We start from the raw sequence: 13,540 nt of genomic DNA, 5'->3' as shown, positions 1-13,540 counted from the left end.
GGGCTGAGGCCCTTGGGGCATTTGCTCGCCCCAATGAAAAATGCCCCGCTCTCGCGGGGCATCTCGATCAAGTCGTCGGCAGACTATTTACACAGCCTGGAAAGCGGCCCTTTTTGCTGAAAGAATCCGTACCATGCTCGCCCGCACCACCGACCCTATCGCCGCCATCGCCACTGCCTCGGGCCGCGGCGCGGTCGGCATCGTGCGGGTGTCGGGCGCCAGGCTGGCGCCGCTGATCGACGCGATCTGCGGCCGGGCACTCAAGCCGCGCGAAGCCACCTACCTGCCGTTTCGCGATGCCGACGGCGAGCCGGTCGACCATGGCCTGGCTATTCACTTTCCCTCGCCGAATTCCTTCACCGGCGAGGACGTGCTCGAACTGCAGGCCCACGGCGGCGCGGTCGTGCTGCAGTTGCTGCTGGCGCGATGCCTCGAAGCCGCGGCCGAGCCTGATCCCGTCACCGGCCGCGCTCGCCTGCCCGGGCTGCGCGTGGCCGAGCCCGGCGAGTTCAGCCAGCGGGCCTTTCTCAACGGCAAGATCGACCTGGCGCAGGCCGAGGCCATCGCCGACCTGATCGACGCCAGCACCGAGGCGGCTGCGCGCAGTGCCGGGCGCTCGCTGTCGGGCGCGTTCTCGCGCGAGATCCACACGCTGCGCGACGCGTTGATCCACCTGCGCATGCTGGTCGAAGCGACGCTCGACTTTCCGGAAGAAGAGATCGATTTCCTCCAGAAGGCCGATGCCACCGGGCAACTGGCAAAGCTGCAGTCGCAGCTCGCGGCCGTGCAGCAGCGCGCGAAACAGGGTGCGCTGCTGCGCGAAGGCATCAAGGTCGTGATCGCAGGCCAGCCCAACGCGGGCAAGAGCTCGCTGCTCAATGCGCTGGCCGGCGCCGAACTGGCCATCGTGAGCGCGGTGGCGGGCACCACGCGCGACGTGGTCTCGCAGACCATCCAGATCCACGGCGTGCCGCTGCACGTGGCCGACACCGCCGGCCTGCGCGAGAGCAGCGACGAGGTCGAGCAGATCGGCGTGGCGCGCGCCTGGGGCCAGATCGAAAGCGCCGACGCCGTGCTGTTCCTGCACGACCTGACGCGCGCCCATCTGGCCGACTACGCCGCCGCCGATGCCGACATCCTGGCCGGCCTGCGCCAGAAGCTGCCTGCGAGCGTGCCGGTGCTCGACGTCTGGAACAAGCAGGACGCCGCGCCTGACGCCCATGCCGAGCATGGCATCGCCCTGTCAGCCAAGACCGGCCTGGGCATCGAGGCCCTGCGTGAACAGCTGTTGGCCATGGCCGGCTGGCAGGCCGTGCCCGAGGGCGTGTACCTCGCACGGGCGCGCCACGTGCAGGCGCTGGCCCGGGTCGAAACGCACCTGGCGCTGGCGGCCAGCCATCTGGCGGCGCAGGCCCAGTTGCTCGACCTGCTGGCCGAAGAACTGCGGCTGGCACAGAACGCCCTGAACGAGATCACCGGCGAGTTCGGCGCGGACGACCTGCTGGGCGTCATCTTTTCGCGCTTCTGCATTGGTAAATAGCGACAGCCGGTTTGAAAAACGTAAACAGTTGTAGCCGAATCTCCTGAGCATCGCTGATACTTCGGCTCACATGCGGGGGCCGAAGAAAACATGTCCATCCAGAACCTGAGCCGCGCCATCGCGGAGAACATCAACACCGACGCGTTTGCGTTGACATTCAACGTCCAGCAGTGGGAAACACTGGCGGGTTATCTGCAGCCCATCGATACCGGCGTTGGCGACGTGCTGATCGAACAGGGCACGCCGGACCGCTCGGTTTTCTTCATCGAGAGCGGTGCCATCAGCGTGCACCGCGTCAGCAGCAAGGAGCAGATGCGGCTGGCCGTGCTCACGTCCGGCTCGGTGGTCGGCGAAGGCTCGTTCTTCTCGCGCCAGCCGCATTCGGCCAACGTGGTGGTCACCGGCGCAGGCCGTGTGTGGCGGCTCACGGCGATCCGCTTTGCGGAAATGTCGAACCGCCAGCCCAACATGGCGCTGGAGATCGCGATGGCGCTCGGCGCCGTGATCGCCAAGCGCATGGCGCACCGCTCCAAGCGCGTCGCCGTGACCTGAGGCTGCGCTGTCCGCCGGCGGATCGATCTGCCACATGCGGGCAGGCCAGCCAGCTTTTCGTTTTGACCCCCGAGAGTAGTCAGTAAGCAATCCATGGCCTCGATCTGTCCGGTCTGCAGCACGGAAAACCGCGGCGGCGCGAATTTCTGCAGGAGCTGCGGCGTCAAGCTGCCTGCCGCAGGAGACCGGATTCCCCCGCCGCCGAGCCCCGAACGCGAATGGGCCGCCACCGCGCCCGCCCAGTTGCGCGCGCCGACCATTCCGGCGCCGCTGTTCGATCCGGACGAGGCGCTGCCCGCGCGCGCATCTTTTTTCGGCAGGTCGGCCGCGCGGCAGAGCGACGAGCATGAGCAGACCGTGCTCATGGTGCACGACGACGAACTGCCGCGGATACCCGCGCCGCCCGCTTCGCCGCCGGGCCTGGAGTCGACCTGGGCCCCGAAGCCCGGAACGAAAAGGAGGAGCCGGGTCAAAGTCCGGCAATCCGTGCCGGCCGAACGGCCGCTGCGCAAGCGCGTGATCCTGTTGTGGCTCGGTCTGCTGGCGGTCGCGGTGGCGATGATCGTCGCCGGTTGGTCCGGCAACGAGACGCGAAAGGCGCCTGCGGCCGCTGAGGAGGCCACCGCCCCAGCCACCGAAACTCCAGTGCCCGTGGCGCCGTCGTCGTCGCCGCCCGCCGAACCATCGCCGGCGGCGCCCGAACCCCAGCCCGCCGAGCCGGCCGTGACGCCGCCTGCCGCGGAAACCGCACCGGCTGCCGCCGCGGCGCTCAAGCTCGCTGCCAAGCCACGCAACAAGCAGGCGACCACTGCCGCGCCGCCGTCGAACACGCCCGAACCCGCTGCCGCAGTCGCCGCCCCCGCCCCGGCGCCGGCACCTGTTGCTGCGGCCGAGCCCCAGGCCATGTGCGGCGACCGCAACTTCATCGCCAAGGCGCAATGCATGGCGGCCCAGTGCTTGAAACCCGAATTCAAGGCCCATGCGCAGTGCGAAGCGGTGCGCCGCCAGCAGCGCATCGAAGAAGAAAAGCGCAACCCGACGCTGATCAACTGAGCTCGCCTCTACCGGGGGCCCCCCTGCAAAGCGGGTTCCGCGGTGTTCCCGAACAGGAAACTAGCCTTTTTGCAGGCGGTCGATGGCGATCGCCAGCGCGGCCGGCTTGCCGGACAGCACCAGCGTGTCGCCTTCCGACAGCACCGTGCCGTCGGCCAGCGCGCGCGGCTGGCCGTCGTGCCGGCGCAAGCTGGCCACGCGCACACCCAGCGTGGGCAACGCCAGCCGTTCCAGCGGCTGGCCCACCGCGCGCGCGCCCGCGTTGAGCGTGAAGCTGTTGAGGCGCTCGTGATCGAGTTCGTCGGCGTTGTCGTCGTCGGCGCCGTGGAAGTAGCCGCGCAGCAGGTTGTAGCGGGCGTCGCGCTGGTCCTGCACCACGCGGATCACGCGGCGCATCGGCACGCCGACCAGCGCCAGCGCATGGCTCGCGAGCATGAGCGAACCTTCGATGGCCTCGGGCACCACTTCCGTCGCGCCGGCCGCCTGCAGTTTTTCCAGGTCGTGATCGTCCTGCGTGCGCACGATCACCGGCACGTGCGGTGCATGGGCGCGCGTGTTGGCCAGCACCTTCATCGCGCCGGGCACGTCGAGGTAGGTGACGACCACGGCACTCGCACGCGCCAAGCCGGCCGCCATCAAGGCCTGCAACCGCGCCGCATCGCCGAACACCACCGAGTCGCCGGCGGCGGCGGCCTGCCGCACGCGGTCGGGGTCGAGGTCGAGCGCCATGTACGGGATGCCCTCGCGCTCGAGAATGCGCGCCAGGTTCTGGCCGCAGCGCCCGTAGCCGCAGATGATCACGTGCTGCGCGGTGTTGATGGTCTTGCGCGCGATGGTCGTCATCTGCAGCGACTGCTGCAGCCAGTCGCTGGCCACGAGCTTTCGCACGATGGCGTTGCTGTACATGATGATGAACGGCGTCGTGAGCATCGACAGCACCATCGACGCCAGCACCGGGTTGGCCAGCCACGGCGGCAGCAGGCTGCGCTCCTGCGCCAGCGTCAGCAGCACGAAGCCGAACTCGCCCGCCTGCGCCAGGTAGAGGCCGGTGCGCAGCGATACGCCCGAGGTGGCGCCCAGCACCCGCGCCAGCACCGTCACCAGCCCCAGCTTGAACGCCAGCGGCACCAGCAGCAGCACGGCCACCAGCAGCCAGCGCTCGACCACGATATGCCAGTCGAGCGACATGCCCACGGTGATGAAGAACAGCCCCAGCAGCACGTCGTGGAAGGGACGGATGTCGGTCTCGACCTGGTGCTTGTATTCGGTCTCCGACACCAGCATGCCCGCGATGAAGGCGCCCAGCGCCAGGCTCAGGCCGGCCAGTTCGGTGAGCCAGGCCAGGCCGAGCGTGATCAGCAGCACGTTCAGGATGAAGAGCTCCTCGCTGCGCCGCCGCGCCACCAGCGTGAGCCACCAGCGCATGATGCGCGGGCCGCCGTACAGCAGCACGCCGATCAGGAAGCTCGCCTTCAGCAGCGCGAAGCCCAGCGCCTTGGCCAGCGCCTCGGGCGGCGCGCCCAGTGCGGGGATCAGCACCAGCAGCGGCACCACGGCCAGGTCCTGGAACAGCAGCACGCCCATCACGCGCTTGCCGTGTTCGCTCTCGAGTTCGAGCCGCTCGGCCATCAGCTTGACCACGATGGCCGTGCTGCTCATGGTGAGTGCGCCCGACAGCGCCAGCGCGGTCTGCCAGCCGAGCCGCCACGACGGCGGCAGCCAGTGGGCAATCAGCAGCGCGCCGGCCGTGGCGATGGCCATCGTCAGCAGCACCTGCAGCAGGCCGAGCCCGAACACGTGCTTTCGCATCGCGCGCAGCTTGGGCAGGCTGAACTCCAGCCCGATCACGAACATGAGGAACACCACGCCGAATTCGCCCAGGTGCTGGATACCTTCGGTGTTCTGCGCCAGCGCGAAGGCATGCGGCCCGATCAGCACGCCGGCCGAGAGATAGCCCAGCATCGGCGGCAGCTTGAGGGAGCGGCACGCCACCACGCCGATCACCGCGGCGAGGAGATACAACAGCGTGAGATCGAACGAAGACATAGGCGGCGATGCTAGAGCAAGACCCATGCGCAGCGCGTCGGGGAGGACACCGAGCGCCGGGCGTGGGGACATCGAGCGCCCCTCGGGGGGAGCGAGGACACGCAGTGCCGAGCGTGGGGGCAACGAGCGCCGCCGGGCCGCCCCAAGGCGCGAGCGCCCCCTTGGGGGGCAGCGAGGACACGCAGTGCCGAGCGTGGGGGCAACCCTCCGGCCCGTAAAATCCGGCAATGAGCTCCCGTCCCGTCCCGACCCCCGTGGTCGACCCCGAAGCCATCCTCGCTCGGGCACGTCTCACCTTCGACATCGAAGCCGAAGCCGTCACCGGTCTGAAGACCCGCGTCGGCCCGAGCTTCGTCGAGGCCGTGCGCAAGATCCTCGAAGTGCGCGGCCGCGTGGTCGTGATGGGCATGGGCAAGAGCGGCCACGTCGGCCGCAAGATCGCCGCCACCCTCGCCTCCACCGGCACGCCCGCGATGTTCGTGCACCCGGCCGAGGCCAGCCACGGCGACCTCGGCATGATCAAGGCGGTCGACCTGGTGCTCGCCATTTCCAACAGCGGCGAGGTCGACGAGCTCACCGTCATCCTGCCGGTCGTCAAGCGCCAGGGCGTGCCCCTGATCGCCATGACCGGCCGCCCTGAATCCACCCTCGCGCGCCATGCCGATATCGTGATCGACGCGGGCGTGTCCAAGGAAGCCTGCCCGCTCAACCTCGCCCCCACCGCGAGCACCACCGCCCAGATGGCGATGGGCGACGCGCTGGCCGTGGCGCTGCTCGACGCGCGCGGCTTCGGCTCGGAAGATTTCGCGCGCTCGCACCCGGGCGGTGCGCTGGGACGCAAGCTGCTCACCCACGTGAGCGACGTGATGCGCTCGGGCGACGAGGTGCCGCGCGTGCCGCCCTCGGCCACCATCAGCGAGCTGATGCGCGCAATGAGCATCAAGGGCTTTGGCGCCGCCGCGGTGGTCGAGCCCGACGGCCGCGCCTCGGGCATCTTCACCGACGGCGACCTGCGCCGCCTGATCGAGGCGGGCGCGGACCTGCGCACGCCCAAGGCGGTCGACGTCATGCACCGAGACCCGCGCACCATCCGCGTCGATGCGCTGGCGGTGGAGGCCGCCGAGCTGATGGAGCAATGCGGCATCACCCGCCTGTTCGTGATCGACGGCGCGGGGGTGATCGTCGGTGCGATCAACACCAACGACCTGATGCGCGCGAAGGTCATCTGATGCCGCTCGAGTTCCAGGCCGAGACATTGCTCGCCGCGCAGGACGTGCGCATCGTCTTCTTCGACGTCGACGGCGTGCTGACCGACGGCGGCGTGTACTTCACCGAACACGGCGAGACGCTCAAGCGCTTCAGCATCCTCGACGGCTACGGCCTGAAGCTGCTGCGCAAGGCGGGCATCGTGCCCGCCGTGATCACGGGGCGCGACTCCAAGCCGCTGCGCGTGCGGCTCGAGGCGCTGGGCATCGAGCACGTGCGCTACGGCACCGAAGACAAGCTGCCCGCCGCCCAGGCCATGCTCGACCAGCTCGGCTTCGGCTGGGCGCAGGCCGCGGCCATCGGCGACGACTGGCCCGACCTGCCGGTGCTGGCGCGCGTCGGCTTCGCGGCGGCGCCGGCCAACGCCCATGTGGAAGTGCGCGGCATTGCGCGCTACGTCACCCGGGCGCGCGGCGGCGAAGGCGCGGCGCGCGAGTTCTGCGACCTGCTGCTCACGGCCTGTGGCCAGTACCGCGCGATGCTCGACGCTGCCCGGGGCCCGAATCCATGAGCAACGTGAAACGCGCATGGAGCGCGGTGCGCGACGTCCTCGACCGCGCCACGATCTACCTGCCGATCATCCTGACGGCCGCCGTCGCGCTCGGCACCTACTGGCTGGTGCGCAACGCGCCCAAGCTGCTGGAGCCCACGGCCAAGGCCGCGCCCACGCACGAGCCCGACTACTTCATGCGCGATTTCGTCATCAAGAACTTCCTGCCCAACGGCGACCTGCGCAGCGAACTGCACGGCACTGAAGGCCGGCACTACCCGGACTCGGACACCATGGAGGTCGACAAGGTGCGCATGCGAACGGTGTCGCCCGAAGGGCTCGTGACGCGCGCAACGGCCGACCGGGGCGTGTCGAACTCCGACGGCAGCGAGATCCAGCTGTTCGGCAACGCGATCGTCATCCGTGATGCCTCCGTGGGCCCCAATGGCAAGCCCGCGCCGCGCCTCGAGTTCCGTGGCGACTTCCTGCACGCCTACGTCGACACTGAACGCGTCACGTCGAACAAGCCGGTCACGCTGATCCGCGGCACCGACCAGTTCACCGGCGACACGCTCGACTACGACAACCTGAGCGGCGTGGCGAATCTGAACGGCCGGGTGCGCGGTGTGCTGATTCCGTCGGCGGCCCCGGCCGCTCCTTCACGGAAGCGCTGAATGACTTCATCCCCGCTTGTCTTCATTACCGGCGCCTCGAGCGGCATCGGCCAGGCGCTGGCTGCGAGCTTCTACGATGCGGGCTACCGCCTGGCGCTGGTCGCCCGGCGCACGGGCGAGATCGAATCGTGGGCTGCGGCGCGCCAGCTGAGCGCAGACCGCTACCGGATCTACAGTGCCGACGTGGCGCAGACCGACAGCATCGTCGCTGCCGGCAATGCCTGCATCGCGCAGCAGGGGCTGCCCGACGTGGTGATCGCCAATGCAGGCATCAGTGTCGGCATCGACACGGCCGAGCGTTCCGACCTCGACGTGCTGGCGCAGACCTTCGCCACCAACAACGTCGGCCTGGCCGCCACCTTCCATCCATTCGTGCGCGCGATGGTGCAGCGCGGCAGCGGGCGGCTGGTGGGCATCGGCAGCGTGGCGTCCGTCCGCGGGTTGCCGGGGCACGGCGCGTACTGCGCCAGCAAGGCCGGCGTGGTGGCGTACTGCGAGAGCCTGCGCGGCGAGCTGCACAGCAGCGGCGTCAAGGTCGTCACCCTGTGTCCGGGCTACATCGATACGCCGCTCACGCAGGGCAACCGCTACGGCATGCCCTTCCTCATGAAGGCCGAGGATTTCGCCGCCCAGGCGCTGCGCGCCATCGAGGCCGGCACGAGCTATCGCGTGATCCCGTGGCAGATGGGCGTGGTGGCCAAGATCATGCGCATGCTGCCCAACGCCGTGCTCGACCGGGCGGTGCAGGGGCGCGCACGCAAGAAGCGAAGCGGCGAAGCCTGACGAACCGCACGCGCCGAGCGATCGGCCATTGAAAAAGGCTCCCGAGGGAGCCTTTTGTCTGTGCGTGCCTTGCAGTGCAGGGCTCAGTAGCCGCTGTTGCCGCCGCCGTAGCCACCGCCACCACCGCCGGAACGGCCACCGCCGCCACCGCCACGGGGGCCGGCGCCGTAGGGGCTGCGGAAACCGCCATCGCCACCACCGCCGCCGCCACTGCGACCACCACCACCGCCGCCGTAGCCGCCGCCACCGCCGGAGCGGCCACCGCCGCCACCACCGTAGCCGCCACCACCGCCGCCGTAGCCACCGCCACCACCGCCGCCATAACCACCACCGCCGCCGCCGTAACCGCCGCCACCACCGCTGCGCGGGGGACGTGCTTCCATCGGACGTGCTTCATTGACGACGACGCTGCGACCGCCCAGGGGCTGGCCGTTCATGCCGTTGATGGCGGCTTGTGCTTCCGCGTCACTGCCCATCTCGACGAAGCCGAAGCCCTTCGAGCGGCCCGTGTCGCGTTCCATCATGACCTTGGCGCTGGTCACTGCGCCGAACTGCCCGAAGGCCTGTTCGAGATCTCCGTCGCGCACCGAGTAAGGCAGGTTGCCGACGTACAGTTTGTTGCCCATCAAGGGACTCCTATAAACACATCAAGAAAAGCGATGGAGTCCCGGAAAGCATCACTCAAACGAGAGCCGTCGAGCCGCGCGAAACTGACCGATCACCGAACTTGCCCCCCGACCAAAATGAAGAGGGAGGCTCGTGCATTATGGGTGAAATAGCCGAAATGCAAGCAGGAATTTGCGTCTTGAGGTAGCACCTGTCAAAACTCCTGAAAGCTGGCGCCTACTTGCGGGGTGAGGCGAGGTCCTTGGTGCTACATGTAGAATCCGCCCGTCATTGGGGAGTAGCCGCCTTCCGATTTGCGAGAGGGGCCCGCGTCAACAGACTTGTCCTGCCCCACAGGACATGGCGCGTGCAGTGAACACACCTGGCGAGACCTTTGACCGTGCAACTTCGGGAATATGGCCGAAGGTGTTGCACGGTCAATTGCGTCCTTCGGCCCAAGGAACCCCTCTTCATCATGGAAGCTTTTCTGGTTGCAACCGGCGTGGTTGCGCTCGCCGAAATGGGCGACAAGACCCAACTCCTGGCCCTCCTGCTCGCAGCCCGCTTCAGGAAACCCTGGCCGATCGTCCTCGGCATCTTCGCCGCCACCCTCATCAACCACGCGCTGGCCGGCGCGGTCGGCAACTACATCACGCGCTGGCTTGGGCCCGATGTGCTGCGCTGGATCCTGGGCGGCTCCTTCATCGCGATGGCCGCGTGGATGCTGATTCCAGACAAGCTCGACGACGATGACGCCCCGGGCGCGTCGAAGTTCGGGGTCTTCGGCACCACCGTGATCGCGTTCTTCCTCGCCGAGATGGGCGACAAGACTCAGATCGCCACTGTCATGCTCGCCGCCCGCTTCACGCACGACTATTTCTGGGTGGTGGCGGGCACCACGCTGGGCATGATGCTGGCCAACGCGCCGGTCGTATGGCTCGGCGAGAAGATCGTGCGGCGCGTGCCGATCAAGCTCGTGCACGGCATCTCCGCCGCGATCTTCCTGGTGCTGGGCGTGATCATGATCATCGGTTGGTAAGAAGAGGCCGAGCCCCTTCGAGAAACACCGCGGAACCGGCTCCGCCGGGCCGCAGGTGTTGCCCCCGAAGGGGGTTGGCGAAGCGACACGCAGTGCGCGCAGCCTGGGGGATATACTTGCCCTGCGCCGATTTGCTTCAGCTTGCGGGCGCTTTATAAATCCAGCTAAAGACAGGCGCGGCAGACCCGGCTCGTTTTTGGCGAGGCCGGGTTTTTTCATTCATGTCGTCGTCACCATCCTTGGTCGTCACCTCGCAGTCGATGCAGTTCGCAGGCCCGCTGGCCCTGCGCAGCGGCGCGTCGATCAGCGACTACACGCTCGCCTACGAAACCTACGGCACCCTGAACGCCGAGCGCAGCAATGCGGTGCTGGTCTGCCATGCGCTCAATGCATCGCACCACGTCGCGGGCGTCTACGAAGGCCAGGCCCGTTCCGAAGGCTGGTGGGACAACATGGTCGGCCCCGGCAAGCCGGTCGACACCGATCGCTTCTTCGTCATCGGCGTGAACAACCTCGGCTCCTGCTTCGGCTCGACCGGCCCGATGCACGCCAACCCTGCCACGGGCCGCGTCTACGGCGCCGACTTCCCGGTGGTCACGGTCGAGGACTGGGTGGACGCCCAGGCCGTGCTGCTCGACGCGCTCGGCATCCGCACGCTCGCGGCGGTGATGGGCGGCAGCCTCGGCGGCATGCAGGCGCTCTCGTGGACGCTGCAGTACCCCGACCGCGTGCGCCACGCCGTCGTCGTGGCGAGCGCGCCCAACCTCACGGCCGAGAACATCGCCTTCAACGAGGTGGCGCGCCGCGCCATCGTCACCGACCCCGACTTCCACGGCGGCCACTTCTACGAACACGGTGTGATCCCCAAGCGCGGCCTGCGCATCGCGCGGATGATCGGCCACATCACCTACCTCAGCGACGACGTGATGAACGCCAAGTTCGGCCGCATCCTGCGCAGCGCCGTGGAGGGCGAGGCCGCGGGGCTCGACTACCGCTACTCCACGCAGGACGTCGAGTTCCAGATCGAAAGCTACCTGCGCTACCAGGGCGACAAGTTCAGCGAGTACTTCGACGCCAACACCTACCTGCTGATCACCCGCGCGCTCGACTACTTCGACCCCGCACGCAGCCACGGCGGCAAGCTCAGCACCGCGCTGGCCCAGGCCACCGCCCAGTTCCTGCTCGTGAGCTTCAAGACCGACTGGCGCTTCTCGCCCGCGCGCAGCCGCGAACTCGTGAAGGCGCTGCTCGACAACCGCCGCAACGTGAGCTACGCCGAGATCGATGCGCCGCACGGCCACGACGCCTTCCTGCTCGACGACGTGCGCTACATGGGCGTGGTGCGCTCCTACTTCGAGCGCATCGCCAAGGAGTTCCTGCAATGAGCGACCTCGAGCATCAACGATTGATCGCGGAGCTGGTGCCGCGAGGCGCACGCGTGCTCGACCTGGGCTGCGGCGACGGCGCCCTGCTCGACCTGCTGCAGCGCGAGCGCGGCTGCACCGGCTACGGCGTGGAGATCGCCGACGGCAACGTGCTGCAGTGCATCCGCCGCGGCGTCGACGTGATCCAGCTCAACCTCGACGAAGGCCTCGCGATGTTCGACGACGCCTCCTTCGACGTGGTGCTGCAGATCGACACGCTGCAGCACCTGCGCAATGCCGAGGTGATGCTGCGCGAGACCGCGCGCGTGGGCCGCATCGGCGTCGTCGCCTTTCCCAACTTCGCGCACTGGCCCAACCGCCTGAGCGTGGCGCGCGGCCGCATGCCGGTGACGCGCCGCCTGCCCTACCAGTGGTACGACACGCCCAATATCCGCGTCGGTACCTTCAAGGACTTCGAGGTGCTGGCTGGCAAGAACAACCTGCGCGTGCTCGACGCCTTCGGCCTGCAGAACGGGCGCGACGTGCGCTGGCTGCCCAACGCGCGCGCCAGCACTGCGGTCTTCAAGTTCGAGCGCGGCGGCGGCTGAACGCCACGAAGAACGCCGGATGAGCTTCACGCTCGCACAGCCCGTCCACAGCGAGCTGCTCATCAAGAAGAGCCGCTTCATCGGCTGCGTGCAGCCGGTGGCCGACCGGGCGGCCGCGCTGGCCGTGGTCGCCTCGCTGCGCGCCGAACACCCCGCGGCGGCGCATGTGTGCTGGGCCCTCATGGCTGGCGGCCAGTCGGCCGCGAACGACGACGGCGAACCCGGCGGCACGGCCGGCCGCCCGATGCTGGAGGTGTTGCGCCACCAGCAGGTCGAAGGCGCACTCGCGACTGTGGTGCGCTACTTCGGCGGCGTGAAGCTCGGCGCGGGCGGCCTCGTGCGGGCCTACACCGACGCGGTCGCGCAGGCCCTGCTCGGCGCCACGCTCGTGCCGTTGCTGCGCCAGCGTAGCCTGCGTTGCGCCGTGCCCTATGCGCTCGAAGGACTCGTGCGGCGCGAACTCGCCGCGGCCGGCGCGGTGCTCGACGGCGTGCAGCACGGCGACGACGTCGCCTTCGCCTTCTCGCTCCCTGAGCCCGATGCCGATGCCTTCATCGTCCGCCTCGGCGATGCTGCGCAAGGGCGCGTCGTCTGGCCGCAGGCGTAACGCGCTTCGGCGGCACGCTGAGCGGCGCCGTCATCGCGAGGATGCCGCGCGGCGCCAATGGCATCGCTTCGTCATCGGGGCCGCGCCGCGCCATCTCCGCGGTCACGATGCCGGTCGGCACCGCGAGCACGCCCCAGCCCAGCAGCATCATGACGGAGGCGATCGCGCGGCCCAGGTCGGTCTTGGGCACGAGGTCGCCGAAGCCCACCGTGGCCATCGTCGAGATGGCCCAGTAGATCGCCACCGGGATGCTGGTGAAGCCATGCACCGGCCCTTCGACCACGTACATCAGCGTGCCCATCACCAGCACCACCAGCATCACGAAGCCGACGAACACGGTGATCTTGCGCCGGCTCGATGCCACCGCCGACACCAGCGCGCGGTACTCCACCGAGTAGCGCGACAGCTTGAAGATGCGGAACACGCGCAGCAGCCGCAGGATGCGCACGTCGATCAGGTAGGCCATCTCGGGCGCGAAGGCCACGAGAAAAGTCGGCAGCAGCGCGAGCAGGTCGATCACGCCGTAGAAGCTCGTTGCATAGCGCAATGGCTTGTTCACGCAGCTCAGCCGCGCGATGTACTCCAGCGTGAAGAGAATGGTGAACACCCACTCGAGCACATTGAACAGCGGCCGCCACTGCTCGCGGATCGGCTGCACGCTGTCGAGGATCACCACCAGCACGCTGGTCACGATCACCGCGATCAGCGCCAGGTCGAACATCAGCCCGGCGCGCGTGTCGGCCTCGAAGATCACCGTGAACAGCGTGCGCCGCCAGCCGTGCGTGGGCTTGTCGAAGCGTGAATCGGTGGCGGACGACATGGCGCGCGAGGCACGCGCGGCGGAGAGGTTGTCGGTGTTCGAGCGGCTCATGGCGCCACATTGTCATGTCCATGGCCGACTTATTCGGTTAC

Annotated in this window: 14 protein-coding genes and 1 riboswitch; of the genes, 11 read left to right on the top strand and 3 right to left on the bottom strand. The window is 68.5% G+C overall.

What is annotated here, in order from left to right; genetic code table 11:
* The first annotated feature begins 133 nt into the window (after positions 1-133).
* From mnmE to ASD05_RS17400, 3 genes are all read left to right on the top strand, one after another.
* Complete coding sequence (gene mnmE / locus ASD05_RS17410; RefSeq protein WP_056595027.1) at positions 134-1,540, top strand: tRNA uridine-5-carboxymethylaminomethyl(34) synthesis GTPase MnmE; 1,407 nt, start codon at positions 134-136, stop codon at positions 1,538-1,540.
* 90 nt (positions 1,541-1,630) lie between these two features.
* Entirely contained in the window at positions 1,631-2,092 is a 462-nt protein-coding gene (locus ASD05_RS17405) for a Crp/Fnr family transcriptional regulator (RefSeq protein WP_056595025.1), read from the top strand.
* A 93-nt stretch (positions 2,093-2,185) separates the two neighbouring features.
* Positions 2,186-3,145, top strand: coding sequence for a zinc ribbon domain-containing protein (locus tag ASD05_RS17400; protein WP_056595024.1), 960 nt, complete (start codon positions 2,186-2,188; stop codon positions 3,143-3,145).
* Between the two features lie 60 nt (positions 3,146-3,205).
* On the opposite strand, the gene ASD05_RS17395 is transcribed toward ASD05_RS17400, so the two are convergent.
* The gene (locus tag ASD05_RS17395) at positions 3,206-5,191 is read right to left on the bottom strand and encodes a monovalent cation:proton antiporter family protein (protein WP_056595022.1); all 1,986 of its coding nucleotides are present in this window, start codon (positions 5,189-5,191) and stop codon (positions 3,206-3,208) included.
* 227 nt (positions 5,192-5,418) lie between these two features.
* On the opposite strand from ASD05_RS17395, the gene ASD05_RS17390 reads away from it, so the two are divergent.
* The 4 genes from ASD05_RS17390 to ASD05_RS17375 are packed head-to-tail and all read left to right on the top strand — an operon-like array spanning position 5,419 to position 8,404.
* Entirely contained in the window at positions 5,419-6,420 is a 1,002-nt protein-coding gene (locus ASD05_RS17390; protein ID WP_056595020.1) for a KpsF/GutQ family sugar-phosphate isomerase, read from the top strand.
* Positions 6,420-6,968: a KdsC family phosphatase gene (locus ASD05_RS17385; protein ID WP_056595018.1), complete on the top strand. Its 549-nt coding sequence runs from the start codon at positions 6,420-6,422 to the stop codon at positions 6,966-6,968. The genes ASD05_RS17390 and ASD05_RS17385 overlap by 1 nt, the downstream gene beginning before the upstream one ends.
* Positions 6,965-7,621: an LPS export ABC transporter periplasmic protein LptC gene (gene lptC / locus ASD05_RS17380; protein ID WP_056595016.1), complete on the top strand. Its 657-nt coding sequence runs from the start codon at positions 6,965-6,967 to the stop codon at positions 7,619-7,621. Before ASD05_RS17385 ends, lptC begins: the two co-directional genes overlap by 4 nt.
* Positions 7,622-8,404 carry an SDR family oxidoreductase gene (locus ASD05_RS17375; protein WP_056595014.1) on the top strand — a complete coding sequence of 261 codons (783 nt, stop codon included), beginning with the start codon at positions 7,622-7,624 and terminating at the stop codon, positions 8,402-8,404.
* Between the two features lie 83 nt (positions 8,405-8,487).
* Here the strand turns inward: ASD05_RS17375 and ASD05_RS17370 are convergent, their stop codons facing one another.
* Complete coding sequence (locus ASD05_RS17370; RefSeq protein ID WP_056595012.1) at positions 8,488-9,030, bottom strand: RNA recognition motif domain-containing protein; 543 nt, start codon at positions 9,028-9,030, stop codon at positions 8,488-8,490.
* Positions 9,031-9,291: 261 nt separating this feature from the next.
* Positions 9,292-9,468, top strand: a riboswitch (yybP-ykoY riboswitch).
* Positions 9,469-9,485: 17 nt separating this feature from the next.
* Between ASD05_RS17370 and ASD05_RS17365 the strand changes: the two genes are divergently transcribed.
* From ASD05_RS17365 to ASD05_RS17350, 4 genes are all read left to right on the top strand, one after another.
* On the top strand, positions 9,486-10,049 hold the full coding sequence (locus ASD05_RS17365) for a TMEM165/GDT1 family protein (RefSeq protein WP_056595010.1): 564 nt from the start codon (positions 9,486-9,488) through the stop codon (positions 10,047-10,049).
* Positions 10,050-10,270: 221 nt separating this feature from the next.
* Positions 10,271-11,434: a homoserine O-succinyltransferase MetX gene (gene metX, locus ASD05_RS17360; RefSeq protein WP_056595008.1), complete on the top strand. Its 1,164-nt coding sequence runs from the start codon at positions 10,271-10,273 to the stop codon at positions 11,432-11,434.
* The gene (metW, locus tag ASD05_RS17355) at positions 11,431-12,021 is read left to right on the top strand and encodes a methionine biosynthesis protein MetW (protein ID WP_007834857.1); all 591 of its coding nucleotides are present in this window, start codon (positions 11,431-11,433) and stop codon (positions 12,019-12,021) included. The genes metX and metW overlap by 4 nt, the downstream gene beginning before the upstream one ends.
* Before the next feature lie 19 nt (positions 12,022-12,040).
* Complete coding sequence (locus ASD05_RS17350) at positions 12,041-12,628, top strand: IMPACT family protein (protein WP_056595006.1); 588 nt, start codon at positions 12,041-12,043, stop codon at positions 12,626-12,628.
* On the opposite strand, the gene ASD05_RS17345 is transcribed toward ASD05_RS17350, so the two are convergent.
* Complete coding sequence (locus ASD05_RS17345; RefSeq protein WP_056595005.1) at positions 12,573-13,499, bottom strand: ion transporter; 927 nt, start codon at positions 13,497-13,499, stop codon at positions 12,573-12,575. The two genes, ASD05_RS17350 and ASD05_RS17345, sit on opposite strands and share 56 nt — an antisense overlap.
* Positions 13,500-13,540: the final 41 nt, after the last annotated feature.

It is taken from the genome of Variovorax sp. Root434, assembly GCF_001426595.1.
Lineage (GTDB): Bacteria > Pseudomonadota > Gammaproteobacteria > Burkholderiales > Burkholderiaceae_C > Variovorax.
Note: the sequence above shows the minus strand (reverse complement) of the source record. Positions and strands in the feature narration are given on the sequence as shown.

Coding starts and splice junctions, on each gene's coding strand:
- ASD05_RS17390 (WP_056595020.1), top strand. CDS start 5,419: ATGAGCTCCCGTCCCGTCCCGACCCCCGTGGTCGACCCCGAAGCCATC.
- ASD05_RS17385 (WP_056595018.1), top strand. CDS start 6,420: ATGCCGCTCGAGTTCCAGGCCGAGACATTGCTCGCCGCGCAGGACGTG.
- ASD05_RS17395 (WP_056595022.1), bottom strand. CDS start 5,191: ATGTCTTCGTTCGATCTCACGCTGTTGTATCTCCTCGCCGCGGTGATC.
- ASD05_RS17370 (WP_056595012.1), bottom strand. CDS start 9,030: ATGGGCAACAAACTGTACGTCGGCAACCTGCCTTACTCGGTGCGCGAC.
- ASD05_RS17345 (WP_056595005.1), bottom strand. CDS start 13,499: ATGAGCCGCTCGAACACCGACAACCTCTCCGCCGCGCGTGCCTCGCGC.
- lptC (WP_056595016.1), top strand. CDS start 6,965: ATGAGCAACGTGAAACGCGCATGGAGCGCGGTGCGCGACGTCCTCGAC.
- ASD05_RS17375 (WP_056595014.1), top strand. CDS start 7,622: ATGACTTCATCCCCGCTTGTCTTCATTACCGGCGCCTCGAGCGGCATC.
- ASD05_RS17400 (WP_056595024.1), top strand. CDS start 2,186: ATGGCCTCGATCTGTCCGGTCTGCAGCACGGAAAACCGCGGCGGCGCG.
- metX (WP_056595008.1), top strand. CDS start 10,271: ATGTCGTCGTCACCATCCTTGGTCGTCACCTCGCAGTCGATGCAGTTC.
- ASD05_RS17350 (WP_056595006.1), top strand. CDS start 12,041: ATGAGCTTCACGCTCGCACAGCCCGTCCACAGCGAGCTGCTCATCAAG.
- metW (WP_007834857.1), top strand. CDS start 11,431: ATGAGCGACCTCGAGCATCAACGATTGATCGCGGAGCTGGTGCCGCGA.
- ASD05_RS17365 (WP_056595010.1), top strand. CDS start 9,486: ATGGAAGCTTTTCTGGTTGCAACCGGCGTGGTTGCGCTCGCCGAAATG.
- ASD05_RS17405 (WP_056595025.1), top strand. CDS start 1,631: ATGTCCATCCAGAACCTGAGCCGCGCCATCGCGGAGAACATCAACACC.
- mnmE (WP_056595027.1), top strand. CDS start 134: ATGCTCGCCCGCACCACCGACCCTATCGCCGCCATCGCCACTGCCTCG.